This window comes from Citrobacter sp. Cb023 (assembly GCF_030336805.1).
GTDB lineage: Bacteria > Pseudomonadota > Gammaproteobacteria > Enterobacterales > Enterobacteriaceae > Citrobacter > Citrobacter braakii.
Map to the genome: position 1 here is coordinate 600,687 of NZ_JAOWCV010000040.1, position 21,549 is coordinate 622,235.

At 51.5% G+C, this 21,549-nt stretch carries 21 protein-coding genes; 6 read left to right on the plus strand and 15 right to left on the minus strand.

Annotation, left to right across the window (positions count from 1 at the left end):
* Positions 1-7: 7 nt before the first annotated feature.
* The 5 genes from OGW44_RS23675 to OGW44_RS23695 form a co-directional block, all read right to left on the minus strand.
* Positions 8-2,512 carry a fimbria/pilus outer membrane usher protein gene (locus OGW44_RS23675; RefSeq protein ID WP_103928523.1) on the minus strand — a complete coding sequence of 835 codons (2,505 nt, stop codon included), beginning with the start codon at positions 2,510-2,512 and terminating at the stop codon, positions 8-10.
* A gap of 33 nt (positions 2,513-2,545) precedes the next feature.
* Entirely contained in the window at positions 2,546-3,211 is a 666-nt protein-coding gene (locus OGW44_RS23680) for a fimbrial biogenesis chaperone (RefSeq protein ID WP_223952813.1), read from the minus strand.
* Positions 3,212-3,294: 83 nt separating this feature from the next.
* Entirely contained in the window at positions 3,295-3,855 is a 561-nt protein-coding gene (locus OGW44_RS23685; RefSeq protein ID WP_047357877.1) for a fimbrial protein, read from the minus strand.
* A 916-nt stretch (positions 3,856-4,771) separates the two neighbouring features.
* Positions 4,772-5,284, minus strand: coding sequence for a YqeJ family protein (locus tag OGW44_RS23690; RefSeq protein ID WP_016154204.1), 513 nt, complete (start codon positions 5,282-5,284; stop codon positions 4,772-4,774).
* Positions 5,284-6,069 carry a winged helix-turn-helix domain-containing protein gene (locus OGW44_RS23695; RefSeq protein WP_137380304.1) on the minus strand — a complete coding sequence of 262 codons (786 nt, stop codon included), beginning with the start codon at positions 6,067-6,069 and terminating at the stop codon, positions 5,284-5,286. Before OGW44_RS23695 ends, OGW44_RS23690 begins: the two co-directional genes overlap by 1 nt.
* Before the next feature lie 456 nt (positions 6,070-6,525).
* Between OGW44_RS23695 and OGW44_RS23700 the strand changes: the two genes are divergently transcribed.
* Positions 6,526-7,128: a helix-turn-helix domain-containing protein gene (locus OGW44_RS23700; RefSeq protein ID WP_185654475.1), complete on the plus strand. Its 603-nt coding sequence runs from the start codon at positions 6,526-6,528 to the stop codon at positions 7,126-7,128.
* Between the two features lie 231 nt (positions 7,129-7,359).
* Entirely contained in the window at positions 7,360-8,157 is a 798-nt protein-coding gene (locus OGW44_RS23705) for an EAL domain-containing protein (protein ID WP_149381261.1), read from the plus strand.
* 108 nt (positions 8,158-8,265) lie between these two features.
* Here the strand turns inward: OGW44_RS23705 and sitD are convergent, their stop codons facing one another.
* The 4 genes from sitD to OGW44_RS23725 are packed head-to-tail and all read right to left on the minus strand — an operon-like array spanning position 8,266 to position 11,703.
* The gene (gene sitD / locus OGW44_RS23710; protein WP_016154200.1) at positions 8,266-9,117 is read right to left on the minus strand and encodes an iron/manganese ABC transporter permease subunit SitD; all 852 of its coding nucleotides are present in this window, start codon (positions 9,115-9,117) and stop codon (positions 8,266-8,268) included.
* The gene (gene sitC / locus OGW44_RS23715) at positions 9,114-9,971 is read right to left on the minus strand and encodes an iron/manganese ABC transporter permease subunit SitC (protein WP_016154199.1); all 858 of its coding nucleotides are present in this window, start codon (positions 9,969-9,971) and stop codon (positions 9,114-9,116) included. Before sitC ends, sitD begins: the two co-directional genes overlap by 4 nt.
* 2 nt (positions 9,972-9,973) lie before the next feature.
* Entirely contained in the window at positions 9,974-10,789 is an 816-nt protein-coding gene (gene sitB, locus OGW44_RS23720) for an iron/manganese ABC transporter ATP-binding protein SitB (protein ID WP_019077551.1), read from the minus strand.
* Positions 10,786-11,703, minus strand: a complete 918-nt coding sequence (locus OGW44_RS23725) for a metal ABC transporter substrate-binding protein (RefSeq protein WP_019077550.1) — start codon at positions 11,701-11,703, stop codon at positions 10,786-10,788. The genes sitB and OGW44_RS23725 overlap by 4 nt, the downstream gene beginning before the upstream one ends.
* Positions 11,704-11,891: 188 nt before the next feature.
* Here OGW44_RS23725 and OGW44_RS23730 point away from each other — a divergent pair, with 188 nt between their 5' ends.
* Positions 11,892-12,236 (plus strand): nitrous oxide-stimulated promoter family protein, encoded by a 345-nt coding sequence (locus OGW44_RS23730; protein ID WP_003825888.1) that lies wholly within the window; start codon positions 11,892-11,894, stop codon positions 12,234-12,236.
* Positions 12,237-12,342: 106 nt separating this feature from the next.
* Here the strand turns inward: OGW44_RS23730 and flhA are convergent, their stop codons facing one another.
* From flhA to hypA, 6 genes are all read right to left on the minus strand, one after another.
* Positions 12,343-14,421: a formate hydrogenlyase transcriptional activator FlhA gene (gene flhA / locus OGW44_RS23735; protein WP_185654476.1), complete on the minus strand. Its 2,079-nt coding sequence runs from the start codon at positions 14,419-14,421 to the stop codon at positions 12,343-12,345.
* Between the two features lie 206 nt (positions 14,422-14,627).
* Positions 14,628-15,638 (minus strand): hydrogenase maturation carbamoyl dehydratase HypE, encoded by a 1,011-nt coding sequence (gene hypE / locus OGW44_RS23740; protein WP_016157324.1) that lies wholly within the window; start codon positions 15,636-15,638, stop codon positions 14,628-14,630.
* Positions 15,635-16,756, minus strand: coding sequence for a hydrogenase formation protein HypD (gene hypD, locus OGW44_RS23745; RefSeq protein WP_019077547.1), 1,122 nt, complete (start codon positions 16,754-16,756; stop codon positions 15,635-15,637). Before hypD ends, hypE begins: the two co-directional genes overlap by 4 nt.
* A complete protein-coding gene (gene hypC, locus OGW44_RS23750) occupies positions 16,756-17,028 on the minus strand; it encodes a hydrogenase 3 maturation protein HypC (RefSeq protein ID WP_003037411.1) in 273 nt (90 codons plus the stop codon). Before hypC ends, hypD begins: the two co-directional genes overlap by 1 nt.
* Positions 17,019-17,891: a hydrogenase nickel incorporation protein HypB gene (gene hypB, locus OGW44_RS23755; RefSeq protein ID WP_016154192.1), complete on the minus strand. Its 873-nt coding sequence runs from the start codon at positions 17,889-17,891 to the stop codon at positions 17,019-17,021. The genes hypC and hypB overlap by 10 nt, the downstream gene beginning before the upstream one ends.
* A 53-nt stretch (positions 17,892-17,944) precedes the next feature.
* A complete protein-coding gene (gene hypA / locus OGW44_RS23760; RefSeq protein WP_019077546.1) occupies positions 17,945-18,316 on the minus strand; it encodes a hydrogenase maturation nickel metallochaperone HypA in 372 nt (123 codons plus the stop codon).
* A gap of 198 nt (positions 18,317-18,514) precedes the next feature.
* Between hypA and hycA the strand changes: the two genes are divergently transcribed.
* The 3 genes from hycA to hycC all read left to right on the plus strand — a co-directional run bounded on the left by hycA (position 18,515) and on the right by hycC (position 21,549).
* Complete coding sequence (gene hycA / locus OGW44_RS23765) at positions 18,515-18,973, plus strand: formate hydrogenlyase regulator HycA (RefSeq protein ID WP_016154190.1); 459 nt, start codon at positions 18,515-18,517, stop codon at positions 18,971-18,973.
* A 141-nt stretch (positions 18,974-19,114) separates the two neighbouring features.
* Complete coding sequence (gene hycB, locus OGW44_RS23770; RefSeq protein WP_049040386.1) at positions 19,115-19,726, plus strand: formate hydrogenlyase subunit HycB; 612 nt, start codon at positions 19,115-19,117, stop codon at positions 19,724-19,726.
* Positions 19,723-21,549: a formate hydrogenlyase subunit 3 gene (gene hycC / locus OGW44_RS23775; protein WP_185654477.1), complete on the plus strand. Its 1,827-nt coding sequence runs from the start codon at positions 19,723-19,725 to the stop codon at positions 21,547-21,549. Before hycB ends, hycC begins: the two co-directional genes overlap by 4 nt.

Below are 21,549 nucleotides of genomic sequence, written 5' to 3' on the forward strand. Positions count from 1 at the left end.
AACTGAGTTAGCGACAAATATTTTCAGCATGCTCTGCAGGCTGGGAAATAGTGCAGAATTTTTTAGTTTTGCCTTTGCTGATATTCACTTTCAGGCTGGCGGGAAGCGTCTCTGACTTAATAAAAATCTGACTCCCCTGTGCGACATAGCCGACTTCTTCATTCCCGGCACCGCTGACAACCGCGCCAAACGGCAACTGACCCCCTTCCGCGGTTTGCACATCAAAAGTGAAGAGTCTGCGCGTGTCAGTTTTGTACTTCAGCCAGCTGATACTGCCTTCGTACGGCGCCACATTGAGTAAATTACCTTCAAGGTCGACGTCGCTTTTTTGGGTTCCATCCTGCTCCAGATGGAAATTATTCTGTCGGTACGGTGTCGCGCTGGTGATGAGGGCGATACCTTTGCTGTTGGTGTGTGCGGAGGTATCGCCGTTAACGACCGCGTTCACCACTCCTGGCGCTTCAATAATGACAAAATTACGTCCGTTATGAGGAGACGCCAGCAGCCCACCCTTCCATGCCAGCAGATTGCCGCTGGCACCCAAGCTTAGCTGGCGATATTCACGGGCCAGGGTCGCGCCGCTGTTCATGCTGGTATAGTCATTTTTCCAGCTGGTGTAGAGATCGGCTGCCCGCGAATCGTTGTCACTGTCGTGGCTCAGCATCAGGCTGTAGTCAACATCATGCATATTCCCGCTCATGCTGACGTCAGAAGAGGAATATTTGCCGTTCTGCACGCTGGCATGAGAAGACAGGCTGCCGCCGCTGCCGAATATCGACATCGGTATCGTGACAGAAAAATAGAGGTTGTTTTCCGTCTTACCGCGTGAACGCAACGCGCTCACCAGGTCGCCTTCATAATTGGTTTCATAGTCGTAATAGGACTGCGTAACCTCCGAGCGGCGCAGCGAAACCGAGTAGTTGACGCCGTGACTGGCATTGCTCCAGGTCAGGTTGTACTGACGGCTACTTTTCTGACCGCGCCAGTAATCGCGCCAGTAGGCTGAAAGCGACAGTCTTCCAAATTGTTCCCCCAGCGGCTGATTAATATTGGCGCTAAAGGCTTGTTTGCTGTTGATCGTTGAGGTGCCCGTTCCGCCATAATCCTTAATATTGGATTTGGTCAGGATATAATCGCTAAAAGAAGCGTAATCCTGAGTACGGTAATAATACGAAGCCAGCGAAATATTGGTGCGGGTCGGGAAGTATTTACTCCAGGACAGCGCGTATTTTTCTCCGTGGCGACGGCTATCGCCAGGCAGACGATACTGCGACTCCTCCACGGAAGCCGAGAGTGACCCAGCGTAGGGGATGGAAACCGCTCCTCCCAGAAGCAGAGACTGATAATTCTGGCTCCAGATCCCGCCCGCTGACGCGGTGAGGTAGTTATTCACCCCACGTGAATAGCTCACCTGGGTAAAATGGCTGCTATCGTCGACGTTGCGCATGTCCACCGCCCCGACGTTAATCTGATAGTCGCTGCTGCCGGGGCGCTGCATATCCGGGATCGAGGAGAATGGCACAATGAAGCGCTCAATGTTGCCGCCGGTGTTTTTTACCTCGACGGATAAATCGCTGCGTGAGCCGGTAGGCATCAGATCGCGGATGGCAAAGGGGCCTGGTGGGACATTGATTTGGTGGATGATATGACCATCCTGGGAGATACTGACCACCGCTGAACTGGTTGCAACACCTTCGATCACTGGCATATAAACGTTTTCGCTGTCCGGTAACATCTGACGACTTTTATTCAGTGTCACCCCACGAAAACGGACCGTGTCAAAATAATCAGACGTCGTATAGCTTCGACCAATGCGCAGTACCGAATCGATTGCCGCAATTGGTTTTTCAACAAAACGCGTGGTATTTATCCAGCTACCTTTGTTCATTGCGCTGTAGCGCATCCACGATGAGCTATCGAGAAAATGCCAGCCATACATGTTTAGTCCGCTGTTCAGCGATAAATACAGATTATCGCTGTCACTATAGCCATTCTGCAGGCCGTGAAAATTGTAATAGTTGAAATTGTAATTGGTATACAGGCCATTAATTCCCTGATCCCATTTTTGCGGTGACACCCAGTTACGGCTATATTCTTTTACGAAAGCCTGAGGTACTTCTAAATCCAGACGCAGTGTGCCGGGTATCAGGGCGCTTTTCCCTCCGTGTAGCAGGGTATTAACGTCGAGCTTTTCAGCGGTGCTTTTATTTACAATATCATCCAGCCCCTGAATATCCAGTAGAGATGCGTCGTCTTTATTAATAAGCAGAGTACCTTTATCGTCATTAGCGACGGAAATATTAAATTTCCCGCGCCAGACGTTATTCACATAAACATCCAAATCATAAGCCCCCGGCGTCATAACCAGCCGAGAATTACTCCAGTCCATATCTGCTGAATTACCTACCAGCAGGCTGCTATTAAAATCCTCCGCCAACGCGCCGTATGAAAATATCGCGAGGCTGACAGAGTGAACTAGCAAACTTATACGAAACAGAGAACTGTTTTTCATCAGAATTGAACCTGGAGTCATTTATCTGGGATATCAGTGGATAGTGCTGAATCTCTTTGCGCCATAATCATCAAGCCAGGTAAGGCGATATTGCCCACCGGACTGAATTTTGCTGGACACCAGCGCGCAGCCAAACGGCGGTATAAACGCAGTCTCAGCCAGTAAATTATCTTTTCGGCTTTGCTTTAGCTCGCCCCCCTGCCAGGTCACGACCTGAGGGATGGTCATGTAATATGGCGAATTATTCTTCAGGCAAGTGTGACCGCCAGAAGTCGAAACGGTAATTTTCTCCGCCACGCTGCTGTCGAGATCGCTCAGTTGATCCGGACGATAGAACAGTTTTATACGATTGCGAATGGCCACTTGTAGGTAGCTATCTCCACTCCCTTCAGGGACGGGAGGGACATCCAGAACGTTAAGCCAGAACACACTTTCGCGGTCTTTTGGCAGCGAATGGGTGTTCATCGCCGAGATTTTCAGAGCCTGTCCGGCGTGTCCGCTCATTTTTACGACCGGAGGCAGCAGAGAAAACGGCACTTTGACTTTCTCCGGCGCGGCGGAAGCATCGCCCTCGTCAATCCAGGACTGCACCAGATGGGTTTGTTCGCTGTCGTTTACCAGTTGCACCGACACAAATTTGGCGCTGGCCGGATAAATAACACGCGTTTCGTTGATCACAACGCTTGCGCTGGCATTCATGGAAATGAACGTAGCCGCAAGAAAAAATATCAGAGTTTTCATAATGTCGTAGAGGAGAGCCGGGGAGACCCCGGCTGAATGAGTTAGTCGTAGCTGAAGGAATAAGTTGCGTCAGTAACCACTTTACCGGTTGTTACGGCCGCGCCACCGTAGTTGTAGTAGTTGGCATACATGGTCAGTGTGACGCCATCTTCGGTGGCAGCGTCAGCGGAACTCAGACCAGTATCGAAAGCGGTATCAAACGGTACGGCAGTGTTACCGTCTTTGGTTAGCGCAATACCCACACCCTCGGCACCATTGTCGCTGTAGTTTTTCAGGTATTTAGCATCATCCGACAGGTTGCTGCTGCTGAAAGTGATTTTAAGCGTTTTAGCTTCGTCCGATGCCGCAGAGCAGTTTTTCAGATTCATGGTGAAGTCTTTGGCGTTGGTTTTAACAACACCGGCGGTGGTGCCCATATCACCCACAGCAATAGGGGAAAGGTTTACCGTGAAGTCTGAACCGTTATTGGTCACTACGTTACAGGTGGTATCGGACACTGAACCGTTAAAGGTAATAGTGCCACCCGCTACGCCGGTTGATTCAGCTGCAAATGCAGAGCTGGAAACCATCAATGCCGCTACGATGAATGTTTTGTTAAACATTTGTGTATATCCCATTTTCATAATCAAATTTACTTTTGTCAGTAGCGTGAAACTTTTTCCCTGCTCCCTGGTTCGCGCTACATCATCCCTGGCATCTGAACAGATGTTGATGATTCATTTCACCTTCTCTGGAGTGGCGCATTCGGTTGCAGAACAACATTTCGCGTCACGCTGTAAGGTTGGAATATAAGACCATTGTTTGCATATTTGGTAAATGTAAATATCGATTAAATTATTTTTTTAAGATTAAAACGCTATTTTTAATGTTTTTTATAAATTTATATCATGAGCGAGGGGATGAAGAGGCTAGCGTTAAGAAAGTAATTACTGGTTAGATGATGGACAAAAGCTGCAAATGACGTTTTTGCAGAACAGCGGAATAGGCGAATGAATAAATTAATTAACTAATTGTTATCAAAAACTTAATAAAATAAACGTGTTAGATACAATTGCTGTGTCGGCCCTGGGCTAAAGTGGACTCCCGGGCAGGGCAATCAATCGGGTTATGAACATGCTCAATACCTGTCTGACCGGATGATTGTGCCGCATTGCAGAATATCAGCTTGGCACACTGTCAAATTTCACCGCTAACTCTGCGCCTGAAAAGTCGCCCGAGCTATAAAATCATCGTTGCATCAATATACAACTGTCGGTGACATTTGTTACTGGCGGTCAGAGAGGGAAGGGATTATTGGAAAACCAGAGAGTTATAACGCTGGACGAGCAGGGTAACAATGTTCGCATAATCAGCGAGTTATGGTAGTGTAGGTTAGAATAGGGTTTTTATATTATGAGAGGAAATAATCTTTATGAATCAGCATTAACACACCAAGACATCATTGGCGTGTGGTTCGTGAAGTCCGTATCAAGTGACTCTTTCAAATCGTTTTTGCTTTTTTTAATCTTCGCTTACTGATTATTCATTTTCCGGCAACGCATAATTCTGGCAGTACAGATAGGGGATCCCCTCTTTGGTAATCAAATACGTCTCTCTATTCAGCGCAAAAAAATCGACGTTGGATACGCTGGTGTTGGTCAGGAAGAAGTCGGGGAGGAGTTCCTGAATGAGACTGGCGGGTGCTGTTTCGCGATTGGAGATTTGGATTTTCTGCGAAATCCAAACCGGGCTTGAGCCGTAGCTGGATTGTGTAAAAAGTACCATGCGTTGCACGGTCTGCTCATTATTTTCGGCATCTTTGATAATGCCATCAATATTCACAATACCTTTGCTGCCGCCGGTTTTGATATCAATGATCCCTCGGAATGAGCTTGTATTGCGTACAATCTCGATGGCAGACCGACAGGTCAGATTATGTAACTGACCATTGTTTTTACTGTACCGGTAGACGGCGGTAACAATTAGCGCAGCAAAACAAAGCAACAGGATAATACCTGTCTGGATGCGGGGCGTTCGGGAATAAAAATTCATTAGCTATCATACCGTGGGTAATAAACCGACTGACAGGCGTTTTCCTGCCTATTTTTCATCGGTGAGCGACATACAAGCACGGATAGTTTTTTGGATTCAGGGTAGGTGGTGATATAGATAAATTTATGGCTCTGACACAGCCCAGGATTTTTGTTGATAAATGCCGTATGTCGGGAGAAATTACTGGCATCATTATTAAAATAATACTGACAGTCAGTAGGGGCTTTGTCTGCGGTGATATAGCCGGAGAAATAGTTATCACTGGTTTGCCACGGATACATTATAAGCACACAAATTATCAGGGTAATAGCAAGTATTACCATTTCAGCAGTGGTGATCAAAGGTTGGCGCGCTGTGTCATCTGACCGTTCTTCTATGGCGACATCCGGCACTAAGGGTTCTGCTGTAAAAGATACGCTCTCCTCCGGAGTTTCAATCACCTGAATATTGAACTCTTCCTGGATGATCAGCCCTTTGCGGGGGATTGTGGTGATAAGCGGTTGCTCCAGTTCCAGCTGCAGCAAACTTTTGCGCAAAGAGAGAATGCTTTGATAAAAGGCGTTGAAGCTCACCTGGCGGTGATTTTTACCCCAGCCGAATTCCAGTAGTTCGTTTTGGGAAACCACTTGCCCGCGATGTTGAATAAGTAATAAAAGACATAATGACGCCGAGTGTTTGAGTTTTATCCGCTGATTGGGTTGATCTATCCGCGCCAGAGATTGTGTAGCTGGCGTAAATATTATTATTTTTTCAATCAGATAACTGACATTGCCAGTCTCAGACATGATGTTTCTACTCTTGCTGGTGCGCCAGGCGGTTGGCGAGTCATGATACCACTTAGTCCATAAAGACCACCAGTATGGACCCGACCCTGCAGCGAGAACCGCGAAGTGTTTCAATTTCGTATCATAATATAACAACAATGATAACTTTTTAATGAAAATAAACTATATATAAATCAATGTATTGTATCTTTTTGGCTACATTGAAAAGAACAGAAAGATGAAATAACAACGACAAAGATGATTGCCATTAATTCTTTATGGACAGCGTCATATACTGCCTGGCGCCACCACGCGAAAACAGCATGAGTCTGAACGCGTCAACGGCACCAGGGAATGCCGGTGGTAGATGTAGATGGGAATAAATGTCAGCTTGTTGGTGAGCTGACATTTATTTTTCGTGTTGAGTAAAAATCCACCCTCGTTTTGACAAAGCCATAATTTGCGGTAGAGAGTCCCATGTTCCAGAAAGATATTGAAAATGCTGTAGTGCTTGTTGGTGATGAAATGAAAAAGTCAGATAATGCCTGGCTGTCCTTACGCAAAAAACGCCAGCGTATTGATCTGAAGAGTGATGGAAATATCTTGTTTCTGGAGAAAGGGGCCATCTCTGTTCATCGTGTGGAAAATGATTTAGTGATGGTAAGTATATCTGCACCGGCCATCCTCGGCTTGCCGCAAATGCGTACGGAAGTTGCCGGACACTATTTACGTTGTGATACCGATTGTGAAATGTGGGCGATGAGTGCAACCAATGCCGAACTTTTGTTCACTGCGAAGAATCTTTGGAAACATGCATTTGATATTTTAACGCTACATCTGCAACGCTATTTTCAGCGAGAAAAATTGCAATCGCATCGCACTATCCGTGAATTGATTATTGAGCACCTGAAATATATTTGGTCGATGGAGCCTGAGATGCGTGAAAACACATCTGTGTATACATTCATTCTCGCTCGAAATCATATCTCACGCAGTGCTATCCACAAAGTATTGCAGGAGTTAGTGAGTGACGGAAAAATAATTATGAAGCGAGGCAAACTCTCTTTTTTTGTATGTTAAAGTAAACATTAAAAGCATCTGACGTGTTTTTTTTTTGCACTCAGCTGGAATGATAATGAAAAAACTGGGTTTGTGATTTTTGTTGATTATCAGTATGTTGGTTTTTGTCTTTTTCTTCACCGCTGATGCCAGCTACGCGGAATGTCCATTTTTATCTATAAATTAGTATTTATTTATTAATTTGATATGAATATGATGTTCCCTCCAATAATAACAAAAGTCATATCGCCAATGACCAACGGCAGGCCGGAAAACCTTGAGGCACAGCATAGCCGACTGTTTGGCAACCCTACTACCGATACAACGGATGTTCGCGCTGCACTGCAAAACGCGTTGGATCACAATACCTTTGTCCTGCTGGCCCAGCCTATCGTCAGTACTCGTGGTGATGAATCCTATCATGAGATATTGATCCGCATGCTCAATGAGCACGGGGAGTTTATTTCCCCTGACCATTTTCTGTCGGTTGCACGCGACACAGGGTTAGCACCCGATATCGATCTTTGGGTTATTGAGAACACCCTGAAGTACATGCGCTACCATCCGCTGAGTTGTTTTTCCATTAACCTGGCGCCAGTGACGCTATGTCGTTCAGGTATCGTTGCAAAGATAACTGCGTTGTTGCAGGAATATGTGGTGATTCCGCAACGGATTATTTTTGAGATAACCGAGGCTGATACCCTGTCAGATAAAGAACACACGGCGGATACACTACGCTTACTACGTCAATTGGGATGTCGGATCGCGATTGATGACTTCGGTGCCGGGTTTGCAAGCTATGAACGCCTGATGAACATTGAAGCAGATATTTTGAAGATTGATGGGTCTTTCGTTCGTGGGATTATAAAATGTGAGGTTAGTCGCTATATCATCGAATCTTTCTGCCGGGTTGCGGCAATGAAAGGTATGCAGGTTGTCGCCGAGTTTGTTGAAAGTGCCGAAATCCAGATGCACCTGGAACACATGAATGTCGGGTGGTTACAGGGATACCACATTGGCAAGCCACAACCGTTGTTCACGTTAGAGTAATCTATAATCCGTTTATTTAAACGTATCATCACGATGCTGTAATCTGCCGATAATATAACCTCCTGGCGGAGGCTATATTAATATCAAGAACATTAGCTGACCCATAATTTACGGATCCTGCAGCTGAAGCTGATTCTCTAAACGCCTATCGCGCAGGGTTGCATAAATAAAGGTAATCACAAACAGCAGGGAAAATAGTACGACGATGGTGGGAGCCGGCGCGCTGTCGATGAAAAATGACAGGTACACGCCCATAAATGAGGTAATGACCGACATCGCCACCGCCAGCCATAAGGCGTGGGAAAATTTCCGCGTCATTAAAATCGCGATGGCGCCAGGTGCAATCAGTAATGAAATTGACAAAATAATCCCTACCGATTTTAGCGTGGCGACAATCGTCAGGGCGATCATGCACAACAGGCCGTAATGCAGCAGTGCGGTGTTAAGCCCACTGGCCTTTGCCTGATGTGGGTCGAACGCATGCAGCAGCAAATCTTTCCATTTAAGTCCGATGATAAGCGCGATCCCCAGAGTAATAACCGCGGTTTGCATGATATCGCTTAAAGATACGCCCAGCATGTCGCCGAACAGAATATGATCGAGATGGACTTCTGACTGGATAGAGACGTACAGCACCAGACCCGCACCAAACATCCCGGAGAAAACAATACCCATGATGGTGTCGCGCTTAATGCGGCTGTTATCGTCGAGGTATCCGGTCGCCACCGCGCAGAACAGACCGGCGATAAACGCGCCAATTGCCAGCGGAATGCCCGCAATCCACGCCAGTACAATCCCTGGGAAAACGGCATGACTCATGGCATCGCCCATCAACGCCCAGCCTTTGAGTACTAAAAATACCGACAACAGCGCGCAGGGCACAGCGACGATGGTAGAGATGACCAGCGCATTAACCATAAAGCTAAACTGAAAAGGTTCCAGCAGCGTTGTTAAGATCATACTTGCTCCTTGTTCACCAGACGGGCGCGGCGGCGATTTGCCAGCAGACCGTGTTTTGGTGCGAAGACAAATGCCAGCAGGAACAGCAGCGTTTGCAGAACGACGATAATTCCGCCGGTTGCACCGTCCAGCCAGTAGCTTAGCCAGGCGCCGAAAAAGCTGGTCAGGCTGCCGAGCGCCACGGCGATGGTGAGCAAGCGAGGAAAACGATCGGTCAGCAGCCAGGCCGTCGCACCGGGCGTAACCACCAGGCAAATCACCAGAAAGGCGCCGACGGTTTGCAGTGCGGCGATCGTGGAAACGGAGAGCAACGTAAAAAACAACAGTTTCAGCCGACCCGGATTCAGACCGATAGACCGAGCGTGGTTTTCATCAAAAAAGACCACCATCAGATCTTTCCACTTCAAAAACAAAATGGTCAGCGAAACCACGCCGATGATCGCCAGTTGCAGAATATCTTCCGGCGCAATCGCCAGGATGTTACCCAGAATAATGGTCTGGATGTTCACCGACATCGGATTAAGCGACACCATAAACAGCCCGATACCGAAAAAGGACGAAAAAATCAGCCCGATAATGGCATCTTCCTTCAGGCGTGAACGCTGATTGAGAAACAGCATGCTGCCCGCCGCCAGTCCACCGGAAAGAAATGCGCCCAGCGCAAAGGGAAGCCCTAACATATAGGCTCCGGCCACGCCTGGAACGATCGAGTGCGACAGCGCATCGCCAATCAGCGACCAGCCTTTGAGCATCAGATAGCAGGAGAGAAATGCGCACAGGCCGCCGACCATCGCCGAAACCCACATGGCGTTGAGCATGTACTGGTAGCCAAACGGCTCCGTCAGCCAGTTCATGATTACTCCCCCTCGCTTGCCGCGCGTCGCGAAATAAACGGACGTTCATCATCGGTAATCACGTGTTGTTCACCGCCGCTCAGCGCGACGTGACGCAGAACGCCGCTGAATGCCAGCTCGAGATTCTCGTGGGTAAAGGTGGTTTCGGTTGGCCCACTTGCCAGCACCGTGCCCTTAATCATCACCGTGTAATCGCAAAATTCGGTTACGGATCCCAGATTATGGGTAGAGACCAGCATGGTCCGGCCTTCATCACGCAGTTCACGCAGCAGATCGATGATCCGGGCCTCGGTTTTCACATCCACGCCGGTGAAGGGTTCATCCAGTAAAATAACCTGCCCGTCCTGTGCGATGGCTCTTGCCAGAAAAACGCGTTTTTTCTGCCCGCCGGACAGTTCACCTATCTGGCGATGGCGATAGTCCAGCATATCTACCCGCGCCAGCGCCGCATCCACGCAGTCGTGGTCGATCTGTTTTGGTCGACGCAGCCACCCCATATGGCCAAAGCGGCCCATCATCACTACATCTTCCACCAGTACCGGAAACGACCAGTCCACCTCTTCTGACTGGGGGACATAGGCGATAAGATTCTGTTTGAGCGCCTTATTAACCGGTTGTTGCAGAATCGATATTTCCCCTTTCGCCAACCGGACAAAACCCATCAGCGCTTTAAAAAGCGTTGATTTTCCCGAACCGTTTACGCCGACCAGAGCGGCAATTGAGCCGCCCGGAACCTGAAAAGTGGCATCCCGCAGCGCGGTGTGGCCGTTGCGATACGTCACCGTAACCTGATTCACGGTAATCGCAGATTGACTCATTTTTGGCTCCTTAACCCGTCGTTGATGCCGCTGACGATGGTTTCTGTCGTCACGCGTAGTAAATCCAGATAGGTCGGTACCGGACCATCGGCAGCGCTGAGCGAATCGACATACAGCACGCCGCCGTAATACGCGCCAGACTCGCGGGCGACCTGACGCGCAGGTTTGTCGGACACGGTGCTTTCGCTAAATACGGTAGGGATTTGATGTTTTCTGATCGCATCGATCACTTTGCGTACCTGCTTGGGCGTGCCTTGCTGATCGGCATTGATCGGCCATAGATACAGCTCTTTCAGGCCGTTATCACGCGCGAGGTAAGAGAATGCGCCTTCGCTGGTGACCAGCCAGCGTTTATCTGCAGGGAGCTTCGCCAGTTCTGCATGCAGTGGCGCCAGAGTCTGCTGGATTTTCGCTTTATAATTCTCCGCATTTTTCTGGTAGGTTGCGGCATGGTCGGGATCGTATTTCATCAACGCATCGCGAATGTTATCCACGTAGATAAGCGCGTTCTCCGCTGACATCCAGGCATGCGGATTCGGTTTGCCGTTGTATGGCCCTTCGCTGATACCCATTGGCTGCACGCCGTTTGAGACCATGACCTCCGGTACGCCGGACAAATTTTGGTAGAAGCGGGCAAACCATAGTTCGAGATTAAGGCCGTTGGAGAGAATAAGCTGTGCGCCCTGCGCCCGTTTAATATCCCCCGGTGTGGGTTGATATTCGTGAATTTCTGCCCCGGGTTTGGTGATGGAACTGACGTCCGCCGCGTCACCTGCCACGTTGCTTGCCATATCGGCAATTACCGTAAAGGTGGTTATCACTTTGAACTTTTCTTTCGCCCAGGCAGGTGACAGCGTAAGCGCCGTTAACACGCTGGCAAGGAGAAATGACTTCAGATGGGGCAGATGCGGCATAGTATCCCTCACAACAAAGTGGTTAATTTATCATCGAATATAGCCTTTGCTATGTTATATAGCACATGGCATAAACAAATGAAAATAATTCTTATTTGCGTAGGGTGCTAAGGAATGTATCACCGGCAGGGAATAGTCCTGCGCTTAGTTAAGGTGTATTATTTATGCAACTTAATTGTGGAGGCATCATGTCCGGCAAACGTATTGCACGTGAGAAAATGACGATCCAGAGAATGATCTCGCTGTATGAGAGCCAGTGTCCGCAGGCTTCAGATGAACCGGGGCATTACGATGCGTTGTTTGCCTATGCGCAAAAGCGCCTGGATAAATGCGTATTTGGTGAGGAAAAACCGGCCTGCAAACAGTGTCCGGTGCACTGTTACCAGCCCGCTAAACGCGAAGAGATGAAGCAAATTATGCGTTGGGCTGGACCCAGAATGCTCTGGCGTCATCCGATCCTGACCGTGCGTCATCTGATTGATGACAAACGTCCGGTGCCGGAGTTACCCGAGAAATACCAGCGGAAGAAGTGATTTAGCTATTCTATGCCGGGTGGCGGCTGCGCCTTTTCCGGCCGACAAAGACAAACGCACCAGTGGCGTAGGCCCGATAAGCGTAGCGCTATCGGGCAATAATCCGTTAAACCAGTGCGTCCTTATCAATGCCCAGGCGCTTCATGCGCGAGAGTAACGTTGTGCGTTTCAACCCCAGTCTTTGTGCCGCGCCTTTAGGACCGGCGACAACGCCATTGGTTTCTTTCAGAACGCGCATTATCAGCTGGTATTCATCTTCGCCATCCTGCGCGACTTCGGTCGCCACCGGCGGCGTAGACGGCGCCATAGCGATTACATCCGGCAAGGACAGTTGCAGCACGTTGCCCCGGGTGAGCAGAACCGCGCGTTCTACGACGTTTTCCAGCTCGCGCACGTTACCCGGCCATTCCATGTTGCTCAGCGTACGCAGGGCTTCGGCGGGAATGCTGTCGATATTGCGCCCCATCCGGCGGGCAATTTTGAAGGTGAAGGCTTTCACCAGCAGCGGAATATCTTCCGGGCGCTCGCGCAGCGGCGGTAGATGGATCGGGAAGACGTTCAGTCGATAGTAGAGATCGTTACGAAACTCGCGATCGGCGACCATCTTTTTCAGATCGCGGTTAGTGGCAGCGATCAAGCGAACGTCGGTCTGGATCAGCTTATTGCTGCCCAGACGTTCAAACTCCTGCTCCTGCAGAACGCGCAGCAGCTTGGGCTGAAGCTCCAGCGGCATGTCGCCAACTTCATCGAGAAATAACGAACTTTTGTCCGCCAGTTCAAAGCGTCCAATCCGCTGCGTGCTGGCCCCGGTAAATGCGCCACGCTCATGGCCAAACAGATCGCTTTCCAGCAATCCGGCAGGCATTGCCGCGCAGTTCATTTTCACCATCCGACGGGCGTTACGTCCGCTCAGGTTGTGAATTGCTCGTGCAATCAGCTCCTTACCCGTCCCGGTTTCACCAAGAATCAGGACAGTGCTGTCGCTTTGCGCCACCATTTCGACCTGTTTGAGTACGCTGTACATCGCTTCGCTGCGGCCAATGATTTCTCCGAACTCACTTTCCACGTTGTTGAGTTGTTCAGTCAGCGCCAGGTTTTCATCGACCAGCCGCTCCTTCAGGCGGTGGATCTCCTGGTAGGCGAGGGCGTTATCCACGGCGATCGCCACGCGTTCTGCGATTTGGCGCAGCAGTTTGAGATTGGCGGTGGTGAATACTTTCTCTTCACATTGCGCCAGCTTAAGTACGCCGAGCATATTATTGCCGGACATCAGCGGCAGCAGGCACAGAGTCTGTAGCTGGTTGCCCCAGGTTTCGAACAACATTCTTTCGTAAGGGGCCAGGGTATCGCGTTCGCTCAGGTTAATCAGCAGCATCTCTTTACTTTTGAAGACCCGTTCAGAGAGCGTGCCGGCTTCGTCCACTTCACTTTGTTCGTGTGCCGGATGATGTTCATCCAGATAGTGAGTGGAATAAATGCTGAGCTTGTTTTTGCGATCGCTGCGTAACACGATGCTGATGGCATCAATGTCGAAGTAGTGATGGATCTCTTTAGCGACTTCGCTGACCAGCTCATCAATATCCAGGCGGGAGAGCACAGCATTGGTGATGGCGACCAGGATGCGAAAGTTATCACGCTCACGGCACAGGAGATCGTAATCGACATTGTTGCTGACCCGGCTTTGAATTTGTTCAGCAACGACGCCGACTATTTGGGTGAAGGTCTGCAGCCGGTTGTACTCTTTTTCACTCCACGGTTGGTCTTCGTTACGGATAAATTCGCAACCGCCAAAGATTCGTCCATCTGCCGCCAGCGGCAGCAGGCAGTAGTGACCAAATTTAGAATACAGCCCGCCAGAGGCCAGCTGTGGCCAGGTTTCGTTAAACTCGTGATAGTTGCAGTGCAGCGCATCGGGGCGAGACAAAATACGGCGTACCGGGCCATGCGCCAGCACCGTTTCGTCTTCATAATCGATGGGGTTACCATTTTCACGCGTCGCAAAATAACGCGCACGCTGCGTTTGTGCCTGCCATAAGACAATAGCCGCGCAGTCGGCCAGCGCTGAACGCTTGACCAGTTGCGAAAGCGCCTCGCTGAGAGACGGCAGGTCGGGCTGCTGTAATAATATACGAGTAATATCGAACAGGCCTTGCTGTCCGAGGTCACTCATCGGTGTATACGACATATTGCTTTTCCAGGAAAAGCACCGCAGAACGGTGCGAAAACGGTAAATGAATTATAGGTATAAGTCGTAAATTATTGCCGGACTGGTCCTGCTACACGAACCGTAGACCCGATCGGCAAAACGCCATCAGGTGATATTGCAGCGTTAAGGCCGGATGTCGACGCAAATGCGTCTTACCCGGCCTACAGCTTGCTGCCAACCGGCTGTTAGCATATACGAGGTAATGGTTCGGCGTGTGGTAAATCGAGAGTGCGTTTCACGCCGTAGAGTCCGGCAAGACGCACACCTTTGCGTTCTACCACTTCACCAATCATTGCGGCATCGCGTCCTAACGGATGTGCGCGCAGCGCGGCAAGCACCGTTTCAGCAGCCTGACGCTCAACGGCAATCACCAGCTTGCCTTCGTTAGCAAAGTTAAGCGCATCCAGACCCAGCAGTTCGCAAACGCCACGCACCGCGGGCTTCACGGGCAGGGCCGCTTCAGACAGCTCAATACCAAACCCGCATGAGGCGGCAAATTCATGCGTTACCGCATTTACGCCGCCACGGGTCGCGTCACGCAGCGCCTTCACGCCGGGAATATCACGCAGCGTCTGGATAAGCGGTGTCAATACCGCGCAGTCGCTGACCAGTTCGCCATCAAGACCCAGCTGTTCGCGCAGGTTAAGGATAGTTGCGCCGTGATCGCCAAGCGTACCGCTGACCAGCAGCACATCGCCTGGGCCGAGGGTCTGTGCGCCCCAGTGAATGTTGGCGGGGATCGCCCCCATTCCGGCCGTGTTGATGAACAGCTTGTCTGCAGCGCCGCGCTGCACGACTTTGGTATCGCCGGTCACGATGGCGATGCCTGCTTCACGCGCGGTCGCCGCCATACTGTTGACGACGGTTTTCAACGTCTCCATCGGCAAACCCTCTTCGAGGATAAAACCGCAGGAGAGGTAGCGAGGGATCGCGCCGCTGACCGCCACGTCGTTAGCCGTACCGCAGATGGCCAGCTTGCCGATATTGCCACCCGGGAAGAACAACGGATCGATAACATAGCTGTCGGTTGAAAACGCCAGACGATCGCCTTCTGCAACCAGTTGCGCCAGATCCAGACGGGCCTGATCTTCTTGTTCCGCCAGCCACGGATTAGCAAAAGCCTCCATAAACAGACTGTTGATCAACTGCTGCATAGCCTGACCGCCGCTACCGTGGGCGAGTTGTACGCTGTTCATGCTTCACACTCCTGCTGACGATACTGATACCAGGCGGCACATGCGCCTTCTGAGGAGACCATCAGGGCGCCAAACGCGGTCTCCGGGTTACAGGTTTTGCCAAATAGCGGGCACTGATGCGGTTTGCATCTGCCGGTCAATACCTCGCCGCAACGCGCGCGCGGATCGTCATACACCTGCTGCGGCGCTGGCTGGAAATGCGCTTCGGCATCAAAGCGCTGATAGTCTGGCGTCAGGTGAACGCCAGAGGATTCAATGACGCCCAGACCGCGCCATTCGCTATCGCCATTGACGCAGAACACTTCGGCGATGGCCTGTTGCGCTAACAGGTTACCGGCGTCCGGCACCACGCGGCGATACTGGTTTTCGACCTGGCTATGCGCGGCAATCTTCTGTTCAATCAACATCACCACGCCCTGCAACAGATCGAGCGGTTCGAAACCGGCGACCACCAACGGACGATGGAAATCTGAAGCAATGAAATTATAGGCATCAGTGCCAATCACCATGCTGACATGGCCCGGCGCTAAGAAGGCGTCGATGCCGTTGTCCGGCTGTTCCAGCAGGCTGCGCAGCGTAGGGATAAGCGTGATGTGCTGGCAGAAAAAGTAAAAGTTCTGCACGTCACGCTGTTTTGCCTGCTGAAGGGTGATGGCGGTGGTTGGCATTGTGGTTTCAAAACCCAGGCCAAAGAACACAACCTTACGCGTTGGGTTTTCCTGCGCCAGCTTCAGCGCATCCATCGGTGAATAGACGATGCGGATATCCGCGCCGCGCGCTTTGGCTTGTAGCAAAGAACCTTGTTTACCCGGAACACGCATCGCATCGCCAAAGGTGCAAAAAATCACTTCCGGATGGCTGGCGATTTCCACACAGCTGTCGATTCTGCCCATCGGCAGAACGCAAACCGGGCAGCCCGGGCCATGAATAAACTCGACGTTGTCGGGCAACAATTGGTCGAGACCGAACTTGAAGATAGCGTGGGTATGACCACCACACACTTCCATGATGCGCAGCGGGCGTTCAGCAGTGTAGGGGAGGTGTGCGGCACGTTCACACAGGTGCTCTATCAACTGCATCACCTGTTCTGGTGCGCGGTATTCGTCAACAAAACGCATTATTTTTCCTCGCCATACAACAACGCGCCGACATCCGGCTCAACGTCAAACATGTTTTGCAGCGCGTCGAGCGTGTCGCGCGCTTCAGCTTCATTAATGATGCTCATGGCAAAGCCGACGTGGACCAGTACCCACTGGCCCAGACGGGGTTGACCGTGTTCATCGCAGCTTCCGACCAGCGTCAGGTCGACGTCGCGCTGAATACCGCAAACGTCGACTTTGGCCTGGTTGCCATCAATGGTGCGGATTTGACCCGGAACACCTATGCACATCGCTGCGTCTCCAGCCAGGAGAGCCATTGGTCCATGCCTTCGCCACTGGTGGCGGAAATCAGGATAATCTCAATTTCCGGGTTCACTTCCCGGGCGCTGGCGATGCACTTTTCTACGTCAAAATTGAGGTACGGCAGTAGGTCTACTTTGTTGAGCAGCATCAGCGACGCGGCGGCAAACATATGCGGGTATTTCAGCGGCTTGTCTTCGCCTTCGGTGACGGAAAGCACCGCCACTTTATGGCGTTCGCCGAGGTCGAAGCTAGCCGGGCAAACCAGGTTCCCGACGTTTTCAATGAACAGGATGCCGTTGTCTTCAAGCGGCAAACGTGGCGCGGCGTCAGCAATCATTTGTGCGTCAAGGTGGCAACCTTTACCGGTGTTGACCTGGATGGCGGGCGTACCTGTGGCGCGAATACGGGCGGCATCGTTAACCGTCTGCTGGTCGCCTTCAATGACGGCGCAAGGCACGCTGTCTTTGAGCTTCATCAGCGTTTCGGTCAGCAGCGTGGTTTTACCGGAGCCTGGGCTTGAGACAAGGTTTAATACCAGATGTTGACGGGCAGCAAAGCGGGCGCGGTTGCGCTCGGCCAGACGGTTGTTTTTATCCAGCACGTCAATTTCCACTTCCAGCATCCGGCGCTGACTCATGCCTGGCGCGTGGGTGCCTGCTTCACCGTGACCGTAATGCAAATCGCCTTCTTCGGTCTGGCTCGGTGTGAAACTGGAGGTCTTCACCCCGGTAATATTCAGTGCCGGACGAGCCGCCGGGGCAAATGGCGCGCTGCGAAACGCCGAGTGGGGATTATGCTCATCACCCTCTATATAAAGGTTGCCTTCAGCGCAACCACATGTCGTACACATCGCTCACTCCTGATCTTATTACTTGCGATACTTCAGTTGCCGGATGATGACGCTTAGGCGTCGGCATCCGAGGCTGGAGTTTCATCTATTTCAATACGTCGAATCTGTAAGCCGTCATCGGCCACAATTCTCAGCATATCGCTGTTGCATTGCGGACATCTGCGCACGCGTTGCGTCAGTAAGGTGACGTATTGCTGACAAGATTCGCACCAACATTCGGCTTCTTGTTCTTCGAGGTGGAGTTTACAACCTTCTGCAAGGGTCCCGCGGCATACCAGATCAAAACAAAAGGCGAGAGCGCTGGTTTCTACGCAAGAAAATGCGCCAATTTTGAGCCAGACCCCAGTTACTCGCTGTGCACCGTATTGCGTGGCCTGTTGTTCAATCAATTCCAGTGCCCGTTGGCAGAGGGTTATTTCGTGCATACCGCCTCCTATGAAGTTGCCGTATTAAAAGCAATAAACATGCCAGCTTGAATTTTTTCGATCGTGACAATGACGACGATGACGAAATGACATGTCGTCACCGCTTTTTGATTTTTTATCTATATGAAAATTAAGGTTTTTAATTTTGGCATGAAATGTGCTTAAAGCTGTTCATCTCTGCTAAACGGGTAACCTGACATGACTATTTGGGAAATAAGCGAAAAAGCCGATTACATCGCTGAACGGCATCGTCGCCTACAGGACCAGTGGCGTATTTACTGCAACTCGCTGGTTCAGGGGATCACCCTGTCAAAAGCGCGTTTGCATCATGCAATGAGCTGCGCACCGGACAAGGATCTCTGCTTCGTCCTTTTTGAACACTTCACTATCTACGTCACGCTGGCGGACGGCTTTAACAGCCACACCATCGAGTACTACGTTGAAACGAAAGACGGTGATGATAAGCAACTGATTGCACAGGCTGAGTTGACCATCGACGGTAAAGTCGATGAGCGTATCAGCAACCGCGATCGCGAGCAGGTGCTGGAGCACTATCTCGAAAAAATCGCCACCGTCTACGACAGCCTCTATACCGCGGTTGAAAACAATATGCCGGTGAATTTAAGCCAGCTGATTGAGGGACATAGCCCGGCTTAAGCCTTGGGTGTGCCCACTTTTGTCATGATGCACTTTCATACTGCGTCACGACGTTTAGGGAATGGGCATGTCGAAAAATGTCGAAATGACATTTTCCAGACATGTTTTCGTCAAAAATGACTATCACCTGAGGAATGCCTGGTGAATCGTTTTGTAATTGCTGACTCCACTCTTTGCATCGGCTGCCACACCTGTGAAGCCGCCTGCTCAGAGACACATCGCCAGCATGGCCTGCAGTCAATGCCGCGCCTGAAAGTGATGTTAAATGAAAAAGAATCCGCCCCGCAGCTTTGCCACCATTGCGAAGATGCGCCTTGCGCCACCGTTTGTCCGGTTAATGCGATTAATCGCGTTGATGGTGCCGTGCAGCTGAATGAAAGCCTGTGTGTAAGCTGCAAACTGTGCGGGATCGCCTGTCCGTTTGGCGCGATTGAGTTTTCCGGTAGCCGTCCGCTGCATATCCCGGCAAACGCCAATACGCCAAAAGCGCCTCCGGCTCCGCCAGCGCCTGCCCGCGTAAGCACGTTGCTGGACTGGGTTCCGGGTATTCGCGCCATCGCGGTGAAATGCGATCTGTGTAGTTTTGACGAGCTTGGTCCGGCCTGCGTACGCATGTGCCCGACCAAAGCCCTGCACCTGGTGAGTAACGTGGATATTACCCGCGCCAGCAAACGTAAGCGTGAGCTGACTTTCAATACCGACTTCGGCGATCTCACCTTGTTTCAGCAGGCTCAGAGTGGGGATGCAAAATGAGCGCAATTTCACTGATTAACAGCGGCGTAGCCTGGTTTACGGCGGCTGCGGTTCTGGCATTTCTGTTTTCATTTCATAAACCGCTGAGCGGCTGGATTGCCGGGGTTGGCGGTGCGGTTGGCAGCCTGTGTACAGCGGCTGCGGGTTTCACCGTACTGACTAATGCCCTGGCTTTAAGCGGTGTGATGCCATTTATTGGTCACAGTGTGCAAATTACCCCGTTGAACGCTATCTGGCTGATTACGCTGGGCCTGTGCGGCCTGTTTGTCAGCCTGTACAACATTGACTGGCATCGTCATCCGCAGGTAAAAGCCAACGGGCTGCTGGTGAATCTGCTGATGGCCGCGGCGGTATGTGCGGTGGTTGCCAGCAACCTCGGAACGCTGGTGGTGATGGCGGAAATCATGGCGCTGTGTGCCGTGTTCCTCACCGGCTGCAGCAAAGAGGGCAAACTGTGGTTTGCGCTGGGCCGCGTCGGCACGCTACTGCTGGCTATTGCCTGCTACCTGGTGTGGCAACGCTACGGCACCCTGGAGCTGCGCCTGCTTGACCTGCGCACTCAGGAGCTGCCGCTCGGGTCTGATATCTGGCTGCTGGGCGTGGCGGGTTTTGGCCTGCTGGCCGGGATTATTCCGCTGCACGGATGGGTGCCACAGGCACACGCCAACGCCAGCGCACCGGCTGCGGCGCTGTTCTCTACCGTTGTCATGAAGGTGGGTCTGCTGGGTATTCTCTCCCTGTCGCTGCTGGGCGGTAACGCGCCGCTGTGGTGGGGCATTACGCTGCTGGTGCTGGGAATGATCACCGCATTTGTCGGCGGTCTGTATGCGCTGATGGAACACAACATTCAGCGTCTGCTGGCATACCACACGCTGGAAAACATCGGCATTATTCTGCTGGGTCTGGGCGCAGGCGTAACCGGAATTTCCCTGAATCAACCTGCGCTGATTGCCCTGGGTTTGACCGGCGGTCTGTACCACCTGGTAAACCACAGCCTGTTCAAAAGCGTTCTGTTCCTGGGCGCAGGCAGCATCTGGTTCCGTACCGGTCATCGTGATATCGAAAAACTGGGCGGTATCGGTAAACGTATGCCGGTTATCTCTCTGGCGATGCTGGTTGGCCTGATGGCGATGGCCGCACTGCCGCCGCTGAACGGTTTTGCCGGTGAGTGGGTTATCTACCAGTCCTTCTTTAAGCTTGGCAACAGCGGCGCGTTTGTCGGTCGTCTGTTAGGACCGTTGCTGGCGGTAGGACTGGCGATTACCGGCGCGCTGGCGGTGATGTGTATGGCGAAAGTCTATGGCGTTACGTTCCTTGGCGCACCGCGCACGAAGGAAGCTGAAAATGCCTGCTGCGCGCCAATCCTGATGGGCGTTAGCGTAGTCGCGTTGGCTATCTGCTGCGTGATTGGGGGCGTTGCTGCGCCGTGGCTGCTGCCGATGATCTCCGCTGCCGTTCCGCTGCCGCTGGAAACCGCGAACACCACCGTTTCTCAGCCAATGATCACGCTGCTGCTGATCGCATGTCCGCTGCTGCCGTTCATCATCATGACGATTTTCAAAGGCAACCGTCTGCCATCGCGTTCACGCGGTGCGGCATGGGTGTGTGGTTACGATCACGAGCAGTCAATGGTCATTACCGCACACGGTTTTGCCATGCCGGTGAAAGAAGCCTTTGCACCGGTACTCAAACTGCGCAAATGGCTGAATCCGGTATCACTGGTTCCGGGCTGGCAGAATGCGGCTGCACCGGTGCTGTTCCGTCGCCTGGCGCTGATTGAGCTGGCGGTACTGGTGGTGATTGTGGTTTCACGAGGAGCCTGA